This is a genomic window from Deinococcus sp. LM3 (assembly GCF_002017875.1).
Taxonomy (GTDB): Bacteria; Deinococcota; Deinococci; order Deinococcales; family Deinococcaceae; genus Deinococcus.
On sequence record NZ_MUFV01000001.1, the window covers coordinates 327,166 to 345,339 of the forward strand.

At 72.2% G+C, this 18,174-nt stretch carries 17 protein-coding genes; 16 read left to right on the forward strand and 1 reads right to left on the reverse strand.

The features are described from left to right. The first annotated feature begins 130 nt into the window (after positions 1 to 130). The 8 genes from BXU09_RS01480 to BXU09_RS01515 all read left to right on the forward strand — a co-directional run bounded on the left by BXU09_RS01480 (position 131) and on the right by BXU09_RS01515 (position 7,784). Complete coding sequence (locus BXU09_RS01480) at positions 131 to 766, forward strand: thymidine kinase (RefSeq protein WP_078304546.1); 636 nt, start codon at positions 131 to 133, stop codon at positions 764 to 766. 258 nt (positions 767 to 1,024) lie between these two features. Then, entirely contained in the window at positions 1,025 to 2,035 is a 1,011-nt protein-coding gene (locus BXU09_RS01485; protein WP_078300118.1) for a GGDEF domain-containing protein, read from the forward strand. 96 nt (positions 2,036 to 2,131) lie between these two features. After that, positions 2,132 to 2,518 carry a response regulator gene (locus BXU09_RS01490; RefSeq protein WP_055362428.1) on the forward strand — a complete coding sequence of 129 codons (387 nt, stop codon included), beginning with the start codon at positions 2,132 to 2,134 and terminating at the stop codon, positions 2,516 to 2,518. A gap of 25 nt (positions 2,519 to 2,543) precedes the next feature. After that, the gene (locus BXU09_RS01495) at positions 2,544 to 4,952 is read left to right on the forward strand and encodes a transglycosylase domain-containing protein (protein ID WP_078300120.1); all 2,409 of its coding nucleotides are present in this window, start codon (positions 2,544 to 2,546) and stop codon (positions 4,950 to 4,952) included. 106 nt (positions 4,953 to 5,058) lie between these two features. Beyond that, positions 5,059 to 5,478: a penicillin-binding protein gene (locus tag BXU09_RS01500; RefSeq protein WP_240500910.1), complete on the forward strand. Its 420-nt coding sequence runs from the start codon at positions 5,059 to 5,061 to the stop codon at positions 5,476 to 5,478. A gap of 68 nt (positions 5,479 to 5,546) precedes the next feature. After that, positions 5,547 to 6,221: a cytochrome c biogenesis CcdA family protein gene (locus BXU09_RS01505; protein ID WP_078300122.1), complete on the forward strand. Its 675-nt coding sequence runs from the start codon at positions 5,547 to 5,549 to the stop codon at positions 6,219 to 6,221. Between the two features lie 133 nt (positions 6,222 to 6,354). Continuing rightward, on the forward strand, positions 6,355 to 7,035 hold the full coding sequence (locus BXU09_RS01510) for an ATP-binding cassette domain-containing protein (protein WP_078300123.1): 681 nt from the start codon (positions 6,355 to 6,357) through the stop codon (positions 7,033 to 7,035). A 59-nt stretch (positions 7,036 to 7,094) separates the two neighbouring features. Beyond that, positions 7,095 to 7,784 carry a heme exporter protein CcmB gene (locus BXU09_RS01515; protein WP_221590026.1) on the forward strand — a complete coding sequence of 230 codons (690 nt, stop codon included), beginning with the start codon at positions 7,095 to 7,097 and terminating at the stop codon, positions 7,782 to 7,784. Between the two features lie 46 nt (positions 7,785 to 7,830). On the opposite strand, the gene BXU09_RS01520 is transcribed toward BXU09_RS01515, so the two are convergent. Continuing rightward, positions 7,831 to 10,284: a tetratricopeptide repeat protein gene (locus tag BXU09_RS01520; RefSeq protein ID WP_144011923.1), complete on the reverse strand. Its 2,454-nt coding sequence runs from the start codon at positions 10,282 to 10,284 to the stop codon at positions 7,831 to 7,833. A 163-nt stretch (positions 10,285 to 10,447) separates the two neighbouring features. Here BXU09_RS01520 and BXU09_RS01525 point away from each other — a divergent pair, with 163 nt between their 5' ends. From BXU09_RS01525 to BXU09_RS01560, 8 genes are all read left to right on the forward strand, one after another. Then, the gene (locus tag BXU09_RS01525) at positions 10,448 to 12,256 is read left to right on the forward strand and encodes a S8 family serine peptidase (protein WP_078300126.1); all 1,809 of its coding nucleotides are present in this window, start codon (positions 10,448 to 10,450) and stop codon (positions 12,254 to 12,256) included. 193 nt (positions 12,257 to 12,449) lie between these two features. Then, positions 12,450 to 13,172 carry a cytochrome c biogenesis protein CcsA gene (ccsA, locus tag BXU09_RS01530; protein ID WP_078304554.1) on the forward strand — a complete coding sequence of 241 codons (723 nt, stop codon included), beginning with the start codon at positions 12,450 to 12,452 and terminating at the stop codon, positions 13,170 to 13,172. Further along, positions 13,165 to 13,296 carry a heme exporter protein CcmD gene (ccmD, locus tag BXU09_RS01535; RefSeq protein WP_078300128.1) on the forward strand — a complete coding sequence of 44 codons (132 nt, stop codon included), beginning with the start codon at positions 13,165 to 13,167 and terminating at the stop codon, positions 13,294 to 13,296. The genes ccsA and ccmD overlap by 8 nt, the downstream gene beginning before the upstream one ends. Next, a complete protein-coding gene (gene ccmE / locus BXU09_RS01540) occupies positions 13,293 to 13,772 on the forward strand; it encodes a cytochrome c maturation protein CcmE (RefSeq protein ID WP_078300129.1) in 480 nt (159 codons plus the stop codon). Before ccmD ends, ccmE begins: the two co-directional genes overlap by 4 nt. Before the next feature lie 98 nt (positions 13,773 to 13,870). Beyond that, a complete protein-coding gene (locus BXU09_RS01545) occupies positions 13,871 to 15,853 on the forward strand; it encodes a heme lyase CcmF/NrfE family subunit (RefSeq protein ID WP_240500912.1) in 1,983 nt (660 codons plus the stop codon). A 95-nt stretch (positions 15,854 to 15,948) separates the two neighbouring features. Further along, entirely contained in the window at positions 15,949 to 16,536 is a 588-nt protein-coding gene (locus BXU09_RS01550) for a TlpA disulfide reductase family protein (protein WP_078300130.1), read from the forward strand. 5 nt (positions 16,537 to 16,541) lie between these two features. Then, positions 16,542 to 17,117 carry a cytochrome c-type biogenesis protein gene (locus BXU09_RS01555; RefSeq protein WP_078304558.1) on the forward strand — a complete coding sequence of 192 codons (576 nt, stop codon included), beginning with the start codon at positions 16,542 to 16,544 and terminating at the stop codon, positions 17,115 to 17,117. Next, entirely contained in the window at positions 17,114 to 18,172 is a 1,059-nt protein-coding gene (locus BXU09_RS01560) for a c-type cytochrome (RefSeq protein ID WP_240500915.1), read from the forward strand. The genes BXU09_RS01555 and BXU09_RS01560 overlap by 4 nt, the downstream gene beginning before the upstream one ends. Positions 18,173 to 18,174: the final 2 nt, after the last annotated feature.

An 18,174-nucleotide genomic window follows, 5' to 3' on the forward strand; every position in this document is an offset into this window, starting at 1 on the left:
ACCCTTTCCCGGTCTGCTCGCCCCCGTTCCCAGTGGACGGGGGTTTTTGCTCTTCTGCAGCGGCGCGGCCTGCGGGCCGGGAGGCGGCGGGCTGTGGGGCGGCGGGCCGGACTGCGGTATGCTCGCGCGTGTGTTGAAGTCCCCCTACCACGGCGGTCACCTGGAGGTCATCGTCGGCCCGATGTTCAGCGGCAAGAGCGAGGAACTGATCCGCCGCCTGACCCGCGCGGTGATCGCGCGGCAGAACGTGCAGGTGTTCAAGCCCGCCCTGGACGACCGGTACCACGAGTCGGCCGTGGCCAGCCACGCGGGCCGCAGCGTTCACGCGGTGGCGGTGCGCGGCGCGGCCGACATCCGCGCGCACCTGAGCGGCGAGGGGACGCTGCTGCCCTCGGGCGCGGCAGACCTGCCGGACGTGGTCGGCATCGACGAGGTGCAGTTCATGGACCCGGATCTGGTGCCGCTGGTGCTGGAACTCGCGGACGCGGGCGTGCGGGTCATCCTGGCGGGACTGGACCTGGATTTCCGGGCCGAGCCGTTCGGGTTCATGCCGGACCTGCTGGCCCGCGCCGAGAGCGTGGAGAAACTGACGGCCATCTGCACGGTCTGCGGCGCGCCCGCCACCCGCTCGCAGCGCCTGATCGGCGGTCAGCCGGCCCGCGCGGACGACCCGGTGGTGCTGGTCGGCGCGCTGGAAAGCTACGAGGCGCGCTGCCGGGTGCATCACGAGCTGCGCCCCCCCGCAGCCGGGGGCACGATCCGGTAGAATTCAGGCGACTCAGCCCACAGTTTCCCGGTTCACCGTCCCTGCGCCCGCACCTTACCTTCAGTCCGTCTTCAGTCCGTCTCTTCCCGGTTCCTGCCCGCGCCCGCCACGCCTGAGCTGCTGGTGTGCCGTCCGGCACGTGGATGTCCACCTGTTCGTCTGTGTTGCCACGGAGACCCCTTGCGTACCCTGCATTTTTTCCGTTCCGCTCCCGAAGTGCTGCCTGAACCGGCCTCCTGGCATGCCGGGCAGCGGAGGATGTTCACGCTGCTGGTGTGGCTGGCCTGCGCGGCCTGCGGGGCGGCGCTGCTGGCACAGTACCCGGACCTCGATCCGCTGGACCGCTGGGCGCTGCCGCTGCTCAGCCTGAACCTGATCGGGCTGCAACTGCTGCTCTCGGCGCAGCGCATCACGCTTCAGGCGGCCGTGACCGGCGCGTTCGTGGGGGCGGCCGTGTACGTGCTGCTGGCGCTGAACCATCAGTTCGGCGTGATGCCGCGCACCAACTGGACCCTGATGGAGAACACCTACTGGTTCGCGGTGCTGTACGCGGCGGCCTTCCTGGTGTTCCCGCCCCGGCAGGCGACGTGGCTGGCGTCCGGGCTGCTGGCGCTGTCGTCGGTGATCTGCGCGTATCACCTGACCTTCACGGTCTCGCCGCTGACCCGCACGCACCTGACCGGCGCGTCGGTGCAGTTCCTGCTGATGGGCACGGTCATGACCGTCATGCAGGCCACGCTGGGCGTGCACCGCATGCAGCTGCTGGCGTCGCACGCGGCGGCACACACCGACACCCTGACCGGCATCGGGAACCGCCGCGCCGCCGAGGAGCGGCTGGCGGAACTGACGCGGGCGGGGCAGCCGTACACGCTGGTACTGTTCGACCTCGATCACTTCAAGCGCGTGAACGACATGCACGGTCACGCGGCCGGCGACCTGGTGCTCAAGGGCGTGGCGCAGGCGACGCTGGGGCACCTGCCGCCGGGTGGCGTGGCGACCCGCTGGGGCGGCGAGGAGTTCCTGCTGATCCTGCCCGAGCAGAGTGACCGGCAGGTGCGCGGCATGCTGGACGCGTTGCGACTGGAACTGCGCCACCAGCGGCATGGGAAGGTCAGTGGCGTGACCGCGTGTTTCGGGGTGGCGACCGCCACGCCGGGCGAGGATCCGGAGCGGGTGCTGGGCCGGGCGGACTCGGCCATGTACACCGTCAAGGAAAAGGGCCGCAACGACGTTCACCTCGCGGACCTGCGCCGCACGCAGATCGGCTGAGGAACGCCGCCCCCGGATCGGCCGAGGAACGCCGTGCGGGGGCGGTCCGGGCGAGCGGCCGGTGGGTGTGGGACTTTTCATGGCCGCTGCACTATCATGGGCCGCATGGCGTATACCATTCTCGTCGCAGACGACGAACCGGCCATCCGGACCATGCTGGAGGTCATTCTGTCGGCGGACGGGCACGACATCGTGGCTGTTTCTGATGGCAAATCGGCGCTGGATTACCTGCGTGAACACACTCCGGACGCGATGCTGCTGGACGTGAAGATGCCGCACATGGACGGATTCGAGATCTGCTCGCGCGTCAAACGCATCAAGCGGCTGCGGGACACGCCGGTCCTGCTGCTGACCGGCTTCGACGACGATCAGACCCGTGACCACGCCAAGCTGGTCGGCGCGGACGACATCGTGTACAAGCCGCTGTCCGGCAAGAACCTGCGCGGCCGCGTCAATCAGCTGATCGAGGCGCGCCGCCGTTGAAGCGCGCCGCACGACCGGGGTCCGTATGATCTTCATCGGCCGTTTCCTGAAATTCCTGACGTCGTTCCTGCTGGCCGCGCTGGTGGCCGGGGTGGGAGTGGCGGCCACCTTCGCGATCAAGTGGGGCCGGGAACTGCCCGACTACCGCGAACTGGACAACCTGACCCGGTCCCTGGGGGCCGAGACGAAAATCTACGCGCGTGACAACACGCCGTTGGGCAGCCTGATTCCCAAGGTGGGCGAGCAGGCGATCAGCCGCACCATCGTGAACCTGAACGAGATCAGTCCGTTCATGGTCGCGGCGCTGGTCAGTAACGAGGACCGCCGCTTCTTCGAGCACTACGGCCTGGACCCCTACGGCCTGGGCCGGCAGTTCCAGCGGGTCGCGCGCGGGGATTCCGTGCAGGGCGGCAGCACCCTGACCAACCAGCTGATCAAGAACACCCTGCTGCTCGAGGAGTACCAGCAGTCGCGCGCCCCGGACCGCAAGTTCAAGGAGTGGATCCTGAGCGTGCAGGTCGAGCGGTCGTTCACCAAGGAAGAGATCCTCCAGAACTACCTGAACGCCATCTACTGGGGGGACGGCGGCCCGGTCGAGCTGTACGGCATCTACTCGGCGGCGCAGGCGTACTTCCGGACCACCCCGAAGAACCTGACGCTGGCGCAGAGCGCGTACCTGACCGTGCTGGTCCCCAGCGCCGGGCGGTACTTCAACTACAAGGAGATGCGTCCGCTGATGCGCGTCCTGCTGAGCCGCATGGTCGAGGACCGCTGGATCACGCAGGCGCAGATGGACGCCGCCTGGAAGGAGAACCTGCAGCCGCGCGGCTGGAAGGTCACCTACAACGCCGCCGGGGACATCACGAGCGCCCGGCTGGTGGACCGCACCCAGAAGGAACTGAAGGCCGTGACCTCTACCCGCGCGCCGCACTTCATGGGGCAGGTCGAGAACGAACTGATCCGCCGCTTCGGGCGGGAGAAGGTGTACGGCTCGGGCGGCCTGCGCGTGTACACCACGCTGGACCCGCGCGTGCAGAACGCCGTGGAGACCGCCAGCCGCGAGGCGGGAGGCCTGCCGCCGGGCGCGACGCTGGCCGCCACGATCCTCGATCCCTACACCGGTGAGGTCGTCGGTATGATCGGGCAGAAACTGCGCGGCAGCGAACCCCCGGCCGCCTGGAACAACGCCGCGCAGGGCCAGCGGCAGATCGGGTCGACCATCAAGCCGCTGCTGTACACCACGGCGCTGTCCACCGGGCTGGACCAGTCGCACCGCGAGGAGGACCGGCCCGTCAGTTACCCCTGCACCGGCTGCCGCGACGGCGTGTACTCCCCGCAGAACTTCGAGGGAGCCACCACGTACCGCGACATGACGATCCGCGAGGCGCTGGACCGCTCGCTGAACCTCGTGACCGTGCGGCTGGCCGACCGGATCGGCCTGCAGACCTTCTTCGGGAAGCTGCGCGAGGTGGGCCTGCAGACGAACGACGGCACCGGACTGGCCGCCGCGCTGGGCGCCGTGGAAACCACGCCGATCCGGATGGCGGCGGCGTACGCGCCGTTCGTGAACGGCGGCCTGTACCGCGCGCCCCGGTACCTCAGCAAGGTCACGACCGCGCGCGGCGAGATCCTGTACGACGCCGCCAGCGAGGCCGTGCGGCCCGTGCGCGCCTGGACGCCGCAGGTGGCGTGGCTGGGTCTGGACATGATCCGCGGCGTCGTGAACGACCTGAACGAAAACCAGGGCGGACTGGCCACCCGCGCCCGCTTCGGCGACTGGCCGGTCGCCGGGAAGACCGGCACGAGTAACGGCCCCAAGGACTTCTGGTTCGTGGGCACCACGCCGCTGTACACCGGGTCCGTGTGGGTGGGCCGGCAGCAGGGCGGCGAGATGCCCGTCTACTACTACTCGGGCTACGTGAGCGCCCCGATCTGGCGGCGCATGATGGAACTCGCGCACGCCGGGCAGCCGCTGCGGCAGTTCAGTGAACCGCCGGGCATCCAGTACGTGGACGCCCCGGACCAGCAGTACCTGCCGGGCGTGAAACTGGCCGTCCTGGACCCCCGTTACCGCGACGCGGCGAACACGGACCTTCAGGCGGACGCGCCGGCCCCCGTGCAGTACCGCGAGTCGGACTTCACGCCGGGCGGCAGCGATCCCCGCACCGTGCTGGTCAGCCTGGACCGTGTCACCAACCGCCTGGCGACCGAGTTCACGCCGCCCGAGAACATCGTGGAGCGCCGCGTGGAGATCGGGGCGCTGCCCGCCTACGCCCCGGACCCCTCCCCCACCCCGCTGAAGGACGAGCCGCCGGACCCGGACGCGCTGAAGGCCGCGAAGAGTCAGGGAGGTGCGCCGCAGACCACGCCGGCGCCGGCCACACCAGAGCCCACCACGCCCGGTCCGGCCACGCCCACGCCCGCCGCTCCCTGACCTCTCCGCCCTGACCTCTCCGCACCGCAGCGGTTCACGACCGACCCCTGGCCACCGGCTGGGGGTCGTCGCGTGTCGCCGGTGGCCGCTTCCTCATGCGGGCGTCATGCGGGGCCGCGCCGGCCGGGGCATGATGGGCGGCATGATTCTGCGCCGCGCGCCGCTGCTGTCCCTGCTGCTGATTCTGGGTGCCCCGCTGGCCGGGGCGCGCGTGCGACTGGGCGAGCCGCTGCCCGCGCACCCCTGGGTATCGGCCGGGCGGGAGGTGGTGGTCGTGTACACACACGACTGCGGCGACCTGGGCGACCTGTGGACGGCGCTGCTGGGCAGCGGTCTGCCGGTCCGGGCCGTGAACGCCGAGGGGGTGACCACCCCCGCGCCGGGCGGCCTGAAGGCGTGGCAGGGCGAGGGCGCCACCCGGTTCTCGCGGGCGCTGCGGGTCGGGACATACCCGGCGGTGCTGCTGGTGCAGGACGGCCGGGTGCTGAACGCCTGGGAGGGCACCTTCGCCGGTCAGCTCGAGTGACGGTCCAGGGTCGGCGGGACGCGCGCCTCTGCCGCGCCGGGCGTGCCGGAGGCTAGACTGCCGGCCATATGACTGCCTCTCCGACGTTCGCGGTGGCCTTTCTGGCGGGGCTGGTGTCGTTCCTGAGCCCCTGCGTGCTGCCGCTGGTCCCGAGTTACCTGGGAGTGATCGGCGGCGCGCGGGCGCCACTGCCGCGCGCGCTGGGATTCATCCTGGGGTTCGGGCTGGTGTTCATGGCGCTGGGCGCGACGGCCAGCAGCCTGGGCAGCCTGCTCGCGCCGCACAAGGCGCTGCTGGGGCAGGTGTCGGCCGTGCTGATCGTGTTCTTCGGACTGGTGATGCTGGGCGTGATCCGCCTGCCATGGCTGATGCGCGACACCCGCGCGCTGGCCGACGCCGGCGGGTACGGGCCGGTCGCGCTGGGCGCGGCGTTCGCGTTCGGCTGGTCGCCGTGCCTGGGGCCGGCGCTGGGCAGCATCCTGGGACTGGCGGCCAGCACGGCCAGTCTGAGCAGCGGGGTGGCGCTGCTGGGCGCGTACACGCTGGGACTGGCCGTGCCGTTCCTGCTGGCGGCGCTGCTGTGGCACCGGCTGAACCTGCGGCGCCTGAACCGTTTCTCCGGCGTGTTCGAGCGGGTGGGCGGCGCGGTCCTCGTCGCGGTAGGCATCCTGATGCTGACCGGGCAGTTCACGCGGCTGGCGACGTTCTTCTATCAGGTGATGCCCGAGTGGCTGCAGGTGTGATACGGATTCCGTCTGTTTCGCCAACAATCCGGAACGTCACCGGATTGCTGGCTCCACGTCCGGAACCCGTTTCTCTCTCACTCGCATCCGCTCGGATTGAACGGGCCGTAAAGCCCATTCAATCGGAGTCCGTATGACCGGCACGCCGGGAACGCCCGCCACCCCTGATCTGTTCGCGTTGCAACTGCGGGGCGTGTGGCTGCGCCTGGGCCGCGAGGTCATCCTGCGCGGCGTGACGCTGGACGTGCCGGCCGGTGAGGGCGTGACGCTGCTCGGCGAGAACGGCGCGGGGAAAACCACGCTGCTGCGCCTGCTCGGGTCGGGCCTGCGGCCCACGCGTGGCGAGGGGCGGGTGCTGGGCTTCGACCTGCGCGACAGCCGCTCGGTGCGGGACAACGTGCACCTGATGCCGGTCGACGGCGGCCTGTACCCGGACCTGACCTGCGAGGAGAACCTGAGGTTCGCGCTCACCATGCACGGCCAGCCGGGTGACGTGGGCGCGGCGCTGCGGCGCGTGGACCTGCACGGGGCCGCGACCCGCCGCGCGCGCTTCCTGTCGGCCGGGATGCGCAAGCGACTGGCCCTGGCCCGCGCCCACCTGCTGGCGCGGCCGGTCACGCTGGTCGACGAACCGTTCGCGAACCTGGACGACGCGGGGCGGCAGCTGGTCCTGAACCTGCTGGGCGAGCTGCGCGCCGGGGGCGGCACGCTGGTCGTCGCGGCGCACGAACCGGCGCTGGCCCGTCAGGTCGCGCCGCGCGCCCTGCGGCTGCACGCCGGGCAGCTCACGCCGGCCTCGCCGGAGTCCGCGTGACCGGCCAGTCCCGACCCGGCCCCCGAAACCCCGGCCCCCGCAGCGGCGCGTGGGCGGTCATCCGCGCGGTGGCGGGCAAGGACCTGCGCGTGGCGGGCCGCACCCGCGACACGCTGCTCGCCACGGCCTTCTTCGCGGGGCTGGTCCTGATGGTGCTGGGGCTGGCGCTGAGCAACTCGGTCCGCACGCCCGACCAGGGGGCCGCGCTGGCGGCCGGGGCCATCTGGACGGCGCTGGCCCTGGCGGCCGCCGTGGGCGCGCAGCGGGCCTTCGCGCAGGAGCAGGAGGCGGGCGCGCTGGAACAGCTGCTGCTGTACCCCGGCCCGCACGGCGCGCTGTACCTGGGCAAGCTGCTGGGCGTGCTGCCGCCCCTGCTGCTGGTCGCGGCGTTCACGGTGCCGGCCGGCCTGATCCTGTTCGGCGCGGCCGAGGCGGTCACGGCCGCCGGGCGCGCCGTTCCCTGGGCGGCGCTGGTCCTGACGACCGCGCTGGGCATCCTGGGGTTCGCGGCCGGCACGACCTTCTACGGCAGCGTGACGGTCAGCCTGCGCGCCCGCGAGGCGCTGCTGCCCGCCCTGGCCTTCCCGATCCTGGTGCCGGCCGTGATCGCCACCGTGAAGGCCACCGCCCTGCTGCTCACGGACGGCTGGAGCGCCGAGGTCGCCACGTGGCTGACCTTCCTGGCGGCGTTCGACCTGGGGACCGTGATCCTGGCGACCCTGCTGTTCCCCTACGCCGCCGAGAGCTGATCCGGACTCCGCTCCGGCCCGCGCTGGCCGCGACTGGTGACGGCGGTCAGTCCAGGCCCAGCGCGGCGCGCGTTTCGCGCAGGTGGGCGCGTTCGCTCTCGGCGAGGTCGTGTTCGCCGTGCAGTTCGTGCCAGCGGATCAGGTCCTCGCGGCTGTCGGTGTCGAGCGGGTCGGCGGCGATCAGGATTCGCAGGGCGTCGCGCCGGCGCACGTCGCTGTCCGGCTGGGCGCTGGCGTGGACGCGCAGGGCGTCGTGCAGCAGCCGCTCGGCCTGGGCGCGTTCCTCACCGAGTTCGGCCGGGAGGTCCGGCAGGACGCTCAGCGGGGCGGTCAGGGGGCGCAGCAGTTCGGCCAGTCCGGTCAGGTCCTGGCTGCGCAGCGCGCGGCGCAGTTCGGCCAGGTCGCTGATGACCGGGAACAGCAGGTGCAGCAGTCCGCGTTCGGTGCCGACGACCGGCACGCCGAAGGTGGCGCGCAGGTGGTACACGGCCGTCTGGAGGCTGGCCAGCGGGTTCTTGGCGCCGGGCCAGAAGCGGTCGGCGAGCGTCTCGCGGGATTGCGGGTGGTCGCTGAGGGCCAGGGCGACCAGCAGCGCGGCGCTCTTGCGGGTCGGGAAATCCCCGAGCTGCACCTGCCGGCCGGCGTGCGTGAACCGCAGCGGCCCGAGGGTCTGGATCCGCAGCGGGAACAGGGCGCGGGTGGCGGGGTCCTGCGCGAGGCTGGCGAGGGGCGCGGCGGCGCGGCTGCCGAGCAGCGACAGGTACCCGTGCGTGCGGATCAGGTCGAGGGCCTCGGTCAGGTCGTCGGGGTGGGCGCGGCTGAGCAGGGCGGTCACGAGTTCCAGTCGCGCCTCCTCGTGGCGGGCGGCCGTGATGACCGGGTCCAGGTCGCCGCTCAGGAGGGCGCCTTCGAGTTCGGCGCGCAGGCCCAGTGGGGAGGCGCCGCGCAGCGCGGCCTGCGCGGCGTCCGGCTGGCCCAGTTCGCGGTGGGCGCGGGCGCGCAGCAGCGCCGCTTCGGCCTGCAGGCTGCGGTCGCCGTGCTGGACGTGGCCCAGCAGCGCCAGAGCCTGCGCGGGATCGCCGGTCTGGAGGGCCATGACGGCCTGCACGCGGCGCAGCCACCCGAAGGTCTGGGCCGACGGGTGCTGTTCATGCAGTCGGGCAGCCCCGTCGAGGTGGTGGGCGACCTGCGTGAGTTCTCCCAGGTACACGTGGCATTCGGCGAGGTTCAGGTGGGTCAGGGCGGCGTCGTGCGGGTGGTCCGGCGTGAACAGCAGCAGGGCGCGGCGGTAGGGGCCGAGGGCCTCGCGCAGCAGGCCGCGCCCGAAGTGCAGCGCGCCGAGGGTTTCGAGGCTCTGCGCCTCGCGGGTCAGGTCGCCCGCCTCGCGGAAGGCGGCGACGGCGCCCTGCAGGCTGCGTTCCGCCTCGGCGTGCCGGCCGAGTTGCACGAGCAGCGTGGCGCGGTTGTACCCGGCCTCGCCGGCCGTGACGCCCTGGCCCTGCGCGGCGCGGCCGAAGTCCCGCAGCGCGGCGTCGGTGTCGCCCTGCAGGGCGCGCACCACCCCGCGGGCGTTGTGGACGGTCGCCCGCAGTGGGGCGTCCAGCGGGCCGCTGAGGGCGCGGGTGTACAGCGTCTCGGCGTGCGGGGGGTCGTGGGCGGCGCGGGCCAGCAGTCCGGCGAGGTACAGGGCCGGGGGCGCGGCCCGCCAGGGTTCCGGAAGGCGGCGCAGCGCGGCGCGCAGGCTGGCCTCGCCCTGGCCGGCGCGGGCGACGCGGGCCAGGAGGGTCAGGTGCTCCTCCCACAGCGCCGCGTGGGCCAGGGTGTCGAGCGCGGCGTCCGGGTGGGTGTCGGCCAGGGCCTGGGCGGCCTGCCGGGCGTCATGCGGGTCCGGATGCGGGGCGAGGAAGCGGCGCAGCGGTTCCGGGAAGGTCCAGCCGTGCGGGTCCGGCCACAGCCAGCCGCCGCCGTGCAGGGCGTCCAGGTCGGCGCGCGGCACGTTCAGCCGGGCGGCGGTCGCGGGGGTGATCAGGGTGGACACGGCCAGCCGGGCGGCGCTGGCGAGAAGCGGTTCGGGCGGCAGCAGCGGCCAGAGCAGCGCGGTCGCCAGCGGGTGCAGGTGGGGGGCCGGGTCGTCGGGCAGCCGGGCGGCGAGTGGCAGCGCGGCCGGCCAGCCGCCGCTGTACGCCAGGGTCGCTTCGTGCTGTCCGGCGCTCAGTTGCGGCAGCGCGGCGCTCCAGTCGGCCTCAGCGAGCAGCAGGTCTGCTCCGCTGAGGATCAGCGCGCCGGTCTGGTCGGCGGGCAGCTGGCCCAGCTCGCCGCGCCGCTCCGGGCACCACAGCCAGTCTCGCTGACCGGGGACGGGCGGGGTGCGCTGCACACTCCAGCCGCGCTCGGCCGCCCAGGTGCGCAGGGCCGGCTGGTTCGCCCCGACGTCCACCGGGGCCACCACGCCGCTGGCCCGGTCCAGTCTGGAAAGCAGCCGCTGGGGCAGTGGAGCCATCCCTGAAGTATAGGGCGCGGCCTTCAGGGCGGCTTCCCCCGGACGGCCGTGCCGGGGCGGCGACCGACCCGGACGGGGGTGTTTGCGATTTTTTTGAGGCGCGCCTGCTTCAATGACGGTACGCCTCACCGGTTCCACCCCACGTAACACCAAGGAGCTCACGATGAAGAAAGTGTCCACGATTGGTCTGGGTCTGACGGTCCTTCTCGCCGCGTGCGGTCAGAGCACCCCGCAGTCTTCCCTGCAGGCGGCGGCGCCGCAGGGCCTGACGGCGCAGGGCACGCCCACACTGTCGGCGTGCAGCGCCCTGTACGCCCAGGAACCGACGGGCGTTCAGGTGGACGGTTCGCTGCGGTACGGCGAGACCGGCACCCTGCTGCTGACCTTCCTGGACGACACCAGCAAGGGCCGCGCCATCACCTGGATGGACTCCACGCTGGACGTGGACCTGGGCAGCGGCCTGGGTGCGTTCGAACACCTGCCCATCGTGGCGCTCAGGACCCTGATCACGCCCGCCCTGGTCGAGACCCTCCAGGCGAACCTGCCGGGCCTCGCCTCGATCTACCAGGACGCGCCGCTGCAGTACAAGCTGGCCGAGAGCGTGAAGTTCATCGGGGCCGACACCGCCCAGAGTTCCTACGGCGTGACCGGTAAGGGCATCGGCGTGGGCATCATCGATTCGGGCGTGGACGCCACCCACCCGGACCTGGCGCACACCGCCAAGAACGTCAAGCTGGTGGGGCCGATCACCGACACGCCGGCCGGCGGGTACCTGTTCGTGGACCTGCCGAACACCGACACCAGCAGCGGGCACGGGACGCACGTGGCCAGCACCATCGGCGGCAGCGGCGAGGCCTCGGCCGGCAGCCGGATGCGGCGCGGCGTGGCGCCCGGCGCGACCCTGGTGGGCGTGGGCGCCGGCGACGGCCTGAGCATCCTGTACGCGCTGCAGGGCTTCGACTACCTGATGAAACCCGAGGTGCGCGAGACCTACAACGTCCGCGTGATCAGCAACTCGTGGGGCAGCAGCGGCGAGTTCGCGCCGTACAACCCGATCAGCATCGCCTCCAAACGCGCCTACGAGGCCGGGATGGTGGTCGTGTTCGCCGCCGGGAACGAGGGCCCGGACGCCAACACCCTGAACCCCTACTCGGCCAGCCCCTGCGTGATCAGCGTGGCCGCCGGCGACAAGAAGGGCTACCTGGCGGACTTCAGCTCGCGTGGCCGGCCCGGCGACACGCTGGTACACCCCGACATCACCGCTCCCGGCGTGAAGATCAGCGCCGCGCGCGCCCTGACGGGTCTGGCCGCGACCACGGTGCCCGACACCGACAACCCCCGGTACTCCAGCATCAGCGGGACCAGCATGGCGACCCCCCACATCAGCGGCGTGGTGGCGCTGATGCTGGAAGCCAACCCGAAACTGAACCTGGACGGCGTCATGAAGATCTTCAGCAAGACCAGCCGCAACATGTACTACGTGGCGACCGCCACGAACGGCTTCGATCCCGCCCAGGTGGTCGTGAAGCAGCGCGAGGAGTGGGAGGTCGGGTACGGGTACGTGAACGCCGACGCCGCGGTGCGCGAGGCAGCCAAGCTGAACCCCAGCCGCTTCACGGTGCAGACCACCGCGCTGCCCGGCTGGAGCGGCACCGTGCAGACCGCCGTGTGTGCCCCCACCGTGAACTGCGTGCAGAACGCCCAGGACAGCTACACCCTGAACGTGCCCTCGGGCGCCAGCGTCCTGCGCGTCTCGACCGAGTGGGGCAACCCCGCCTTCGACCTGGACCTGGAGGTCTACAACCCGGCCGGGCAACTGGTGGGGTCCAGCGCCCAGGGGGCCAGCACGGGTGAGGCGGTCAGCATTCCCAGGCCCGTCGCGGGGAACTGGCGCGTGGTGCTCAAGGGGTACCTGAACGCCCCGACCACGTACACCGGCAAGGCGGCCGTGGACCGGATCGTCAAGCAGTAACGGCGAGTGCCTGGCGGCGCGGCCGGAGCCCCTGTGCGGGGGTTCCGGCCGCGCCGCTCTGCGCCGCGCGGGGACACTCGCACTTGCCCGGCGGGGCGTCTGGGCGGGATGCTGCGGGCATTCGGTATGGACTGCCCGGCGCGGCGACCGTCACGGTCCTGACTCACGTCCGGGGTTCAGAATGGGGAGCGACATGAAAAGAGACCTCACGACAACACTGCTGGGCGGCGCGACTGCGGTTACGCTGCTGGTCGCGGTCGGGCTGGGGCTGAGTGCGCCGCTGGACATCAATCAGGGGTCGCTGGTGCGGCTGATGTTCGTGCACGTGCCCAGCGCGTGGCTGAGTTACCTCGCGTACGGCGGGACGGGCCTGTTCGGGCTGCTGTACCTGATCCGGCGTCAGCGGCGCTGGGACCGGCTGGCGATGGCCAGCGCGGAGATCGGGGTGCTGTTCACGGTGGTGACCATCGTGGGCGGGATGCTGTGGGCCAAACCGACCTGGGGCACGTACTGGGTGTGGGACGCCCGCCTGACGACCACCGCGCTGAGCCTCGTGGTGTACGGCGGGTACCTGCTGATCCGCACGCTGATCGACGATCCGGAACGCCGGGCGCGGGTATCGGCGGTGGTGGGCATCGTGGGGACGCTGTACGTGCCCGTGAACTACATGGCGGTCGAGTGGTGGCGCGGCGTTCACCAGACGCAGACGCTGAAGCTGCTGGACGGCATCCGCTGGGACGCCGCGCCGGTGTACCTGCCGACGCTGTTCATCTCGCTGGGGGCGTTCACGCTGCTGTACGCGCTGCTGCTGCGCGTGCGGGGCGTTATGGCCGCCCGCGAGGAAGCCCGTGAGGAACGCGAACTGATGAACGAACTGGGCGCGGCGCAGCCCCGCGCGGAGGTGGCCCGTGGATAAGTACACCGCCTACGTCGTGATCGTGTACGTCGTGACCTTCGCGCTGCTGTTCGGGTACCTGGGGTGGATGTGGTGGCGACTGCGCGCCCTGCGTGACGAGCCCGCCGACGGAGCGCCGCAGTGAGCGACCCCTCCTCCTTCCCGCCGCCCCCCACCCCGCTGGGGCAGGCGCGCCGGCGCCGGCGCAGTCCCTGGCCGACCGTGCTGGGCGTGGCGGCCCTGGTGGGCCTGACGGGCTTCATCGCCTTCGGGAACCTGAACCGCTCGCTGGAGTACTTCGTGACGCCCACCGAGTACCGGCAGCAGCAGGCGCAGTTGCAGGGCCGCGCCATCCGTATCGGCGGGCTGGTCCGGGACGTGCAGTACGACCCGCAGTCCCTGAACCTGCGCTTCGTCGTCTCGGACGGCGGGGCCAGCTTCCCGGTGCAGTACCAGGGGGCGGTCAGCGACCTGTTCAAGGAGAACCAGGGCGTGGTCGTGCGCGGCGAGTTCCAGGACGGGACCTTCCAGGCGTCGGATCTGGTCGTCAAGCACTCCGAGGAGTACAACGTCCCGAAAACGCAGGCGGAGCTCAAGGACCTGCTGAACACCACCGAGTAAGTCTGACGCCGCCCCTGTCCGACCCCGCCGGATCGCCGGCCCACCCACGCGGGCCGGGCCTGCCGTCCCGCGCGGCCCCACCAGAGAGGTAACCCGTTGTGAATCCGCTGAACCTGATCTCGTTCTCCTCCAGTCCGCTGGGCGCGCTGGGGCAGCTGAGCCTGCTGGGCGCGCTGGCCTTCAGCGTGGCGGGGCTGCTGCTGTCGGTGCTGGGCGGCCTGCGCGGCGACGCCCGCGTGACCGAGGCGGCCCGCCGCGCCACCTGGGCGGTGTTCGCGTTGCTGACCCTGGGCCTGCTGGTCCTGATGACGGCGCTGCTGCGTGACGATTTCACGGTGCGGTTCGTGGCCGAGCATTCCATGCGGGCCTCCCCGACCTGGGTGAAGGTGACGGCCCTGTGGGGGGCGCTGGAGGGCAGCATCCTGCTGTGGGCGTGGCTGCTGGGCGGCTTCACGTTCATTCTGAGCCTCACGCTGCGCCGCGATGCGCTGCGGCCCTGGGCGCTGGGTGCGATGTTCGTGAGCCTGCTGTTCTTCGTGGGCGTGGTCGCCACGGTCGCCTCGCCGTTCACGCCGGTGGCGACCGTGCCGCTCGACGGGCGCGGCCCGAACCCCGCCCTGCAGAACCACTGGATGATGGCGGTGCACCCGGTCCTGCTGTACCTGGGCTTCGTGGGCCTGAGCGTGCCGTTCGCGTACGCGGTCGCGGCGCTCGTGACGGGCCGCCTGTCGGACCACTGGGTGGTCGTCACGCGCCGCTGGACGCTGATCGCCTGGGCGTTCCTGACCGCCGCGATCGTGGCGGGCGGCTGGTGGAGTTACGAGACGCTCGGCTGGGGCGGGTACTGGGCGTGGGACCCGGTCGAGAACGCCAGCCTGATTCCGTGGCTGCTGACCACCGCGTTCCTGCATTCCATCCAGATTCAGGAACGCCGGGGCCTGATGCGCTCGTGGAACGTGTGGCTGATCGTGCTGGCGTACTCCAGCACCGTGCTGGGCACCTTCCTGAACCGCAGCGGCATCGTGCAGAGCGTGCACGCCTTCGCGGGCGGGCCGGTCGGGCCGGTGTTCCTGGGCTTCCTGGCGTTCCTGCTGCTGGCTGGCACGCTGCTGGCCGCGTGGCGCGCCCCGGCGCTGCGGGACGACGCGGACCCGCCCGCCCCGCTGAGCCGCGAGGGCGCGTTCCTGGCTGGCAACTGGCTGTTCGTGGTGTTCTCGGTGATGGTGCTGGTCGGCACGCTGTTTCCCACTTTCGTGGAGGCCGTGCAGGGCCGCCGGGATTCCAGCGTCGGCCCGGCCTTCTACAACGCCTTCGCCATTCCGCTGGGGCTGGGCCTGCTGGCCCTGATGGGCGTGGGTCCGCTGCTGCCGTGGCGCCGCGCGGACGGCCAGAGCCTGCGCCGCGCGCTGACGCCGCTGCTGCTGAGTGGCGCGGTCACGGCCGCCGTGGCGTTCGGGCTGGGCGTGCGGCACGCCGGGGTGCTGGCGACCCTGGCCCTCTCGGCGTACAACGTGGTCGGCCTGACGCTGCTGACCGCCCGCGCCGCCCGGCAGGCCGGCAGTCTGGGCGCGGCGCTGGGCGCGCAACCGCGCCGCTACGGCGCGTACCTGGCGCACGTGGGCCTGATCGTGCTGGCGCTGGGGCTGGCGTTCAGCGGCACGTACCGCCGGGACGCGCAGGTGACCCTGAACCTGAACGCCGCGCCGGTGCGCCTGCTGAACGAGCAGTTGCAACTGACGGACCTGCGCACGGTGCGCCGCAGCGACGGCGCGGCCGACGTGGCGACCGTGCAGATCGACGGCCGGCCCTTCCAGGCGCGGCTGAACACGTACACGCAGGGCGGCGACACGGCCTTCCCGTCGCCCGCCGTGCGTTACGGCCCGCTGGGTGACACGTACGTCGTGATGACCAGCGTGGACCCGCAGGGCCAGTGGGCCAGCGTGCGCCTGATCGAGTCGCCGCTGGTGTCGTGGATCTGGTGGGGCACGCTGATCGTCTGCGTGGGCGCGTCGTTCACGCTGATCTCGCCGCGCCGGGCGGCCGTCCGCGCGCCGTCCGGACTGGCCCCCGCGACCGACTGAATCCCGGCACTCCCCTCCACGTCCCGGCCCCTCCCCTGCCCTGGCGGCCCCCGCCTGAATGCCCGTGACGACCCGCCAGACCGAAAAGGACTTCCATGACCCACACTCCTCCCCCGGCCCAGCCCTCCACCCCGCCTCCTGCCGCGCCCGCCTGGCGGCGGTTCCTGCCCCCGCTGATCGCGGCGGCGCTGGTCGCCGGGCTGGGCGCCGCGCTGCTGCAACCCGCGCGCAACGCCACGACCGGCGGCCCCCTGATCGGCAAGCCCGCCCCGGCCTTCACCCTGGAAAGCCTGGACGGCGTGCCGGTCAGCCTGGAGGGCCTGCGGGGCCGTCCGGTCGTGCTGAACTTCTGGGCGTCATGGTGCGGCCCGTGCCGCGAGGAAGCGCCGATGTTCCGCGAACTGAGCGCCCGGCAGGGCAGCGGCGACGGACTGGCGGTCGTGGGCATCCTGTTTCAGGAGACGAACGAGCAGAGCGCGCGGGACTTTATCCGCGAGTACGCGCTGGCGTACCCGAACCTGAAAGACCCCCGCATCGACACCGGCGTCGAGTACGGCGTGAGCGGCATTCCGGAGACGGTGTTCATCGATGCCGAGGGTGTGGTGCAGCACATGGACCGGGGCGGCCTGACGCGCGAGCGCCTGAACGTCGGCCTGGAGAAGATCGGCGTGCCCGCCCTGTGACGGTCATGACCACCTCACCCCTGTCCCCGGTGCGCGGCGTGCTGGTCGCCCTGTTGTGCCTGCTGACCCTGCTGACCGGACGGGGAGCAGCACAACAGACCGGCGCCCAGCAGACCGGAGCCCAGCAGACCGGGGCGCCGACCCTGACGCCCGCGCAGGAGCAGCGCGCGGTCGCCATCCAGAAGAACCTGCGCTGCCCGCTGTGCGACACCGGCGAGTCCATCGCGGACTCCCGCAGCGACATCAGCGTGAAGATGCGCGAGTCCGTGCGCGAACAGGTCGCCGCCGGACGCACCGACGGGGACATCTACGTGTTCTTCGCGCAGCGCTACGGGAACTTCGTGCTGCTCGACCCGCCCCGGACCGGCAAGGGCCTGCTGCTGTGGGGCGCGCCCCTGCTGGCGCTGGCGCTGGGCGGGGCGGTCCTGTGGTCGTTCCTGCGGCGCGCGCCGAGCAGCGCTCCCGTGACGGGCCTGCCGGACGAACCGTTCGATCCGTTCCTGGAACAGGTGCGCCGTGACACCCGCGCCGGCACCGACACCCGCGCGCCCGGCGGCCCCACGGACGGAGGCCCGGCGTGACCGCCGTGAGCCTGCTGCTTCTGCTGCTGGTCGTGGGGGTCACGCTATGGCTGGTGCTGGAACCCCTGCGGTCCGGTCAGCCCAGCGACCCGGACGCCGAACCGCGCGCCCGGCTGGAGCAGGACCGCGACGCGCTGTACGCGGAACTGGCCGCGCTGCCCGACACCGACGAGTCGCAGCGCCGCCGTCCGGACCTGGAACGCCGCGCCGCGCTGACCCTGCGCGCCCTGGACGCCCTGCCGCCCCGCCCGCGCCCCGCGCCGCGCACCCGCACCCTGGCCCTCGGGGCGCTGGCCGCCGCCTTCCTCCTGACTGCCGTGGGCGCCGTGACCTTCGTGCCGCGCTGGCAGCTGGCGTCCCTGCAACCGGCCGAGGCCGCGAACGTGCAGGCCACACTGCGCCTGCCGGGCCTGAAAGCGCAGGCCGAGCGGACCGGCGCGGCCGCCGATTACCTCGCGTGGGGCAAGGCGGCCTTCGATTCCTCCCGGTACGATCAGGCGGTCACGGCGTACGGGAACGCCCTGAAGCTCGACCCCCGGCAACCCGAGGCGCTGCGCCGGCTGGGCATCCTGCTCCTCACGCGCGGCGAGCAGACCGGCGAGACCCTGAGTGCCGAGGACGCGCAGCGGGCCGCGCTGCTGATCCGCACGGGCGCGCAACTCGCGCCGGACGAACCGGAATCGCAGCTGCTGCTGGGCTTCGCACTGGCCCGTTTCGGGCAGGACGATCAGGCGCTGGCGGCGCTGGAACGCTACCGCACCCTGGACCCCAGTGGCCGCGACGCAGACGACCTGATCACCGCCATCCGCGCCCGCCAGAACGACAGCGACCCCGCGCTGCGCGTGTACGCCGCCAGCTGCGCCAGCTGCCACGGCCCCAGCGGCGGCGGCGGTATCGGCCCCAGCCTGCGCGACTCGGCCCTGACCCGCGAGGCCGCGCGGCAGGTGATCGTGCAGGGCCAGGGCGCCATGCCCGCCTACCCGGACCTGAAGACGGACGACCTGAACGCCCTGCTGGACCTGCTGGAAAGCTGGCAGGACACCGGGAGCCGCTGAAC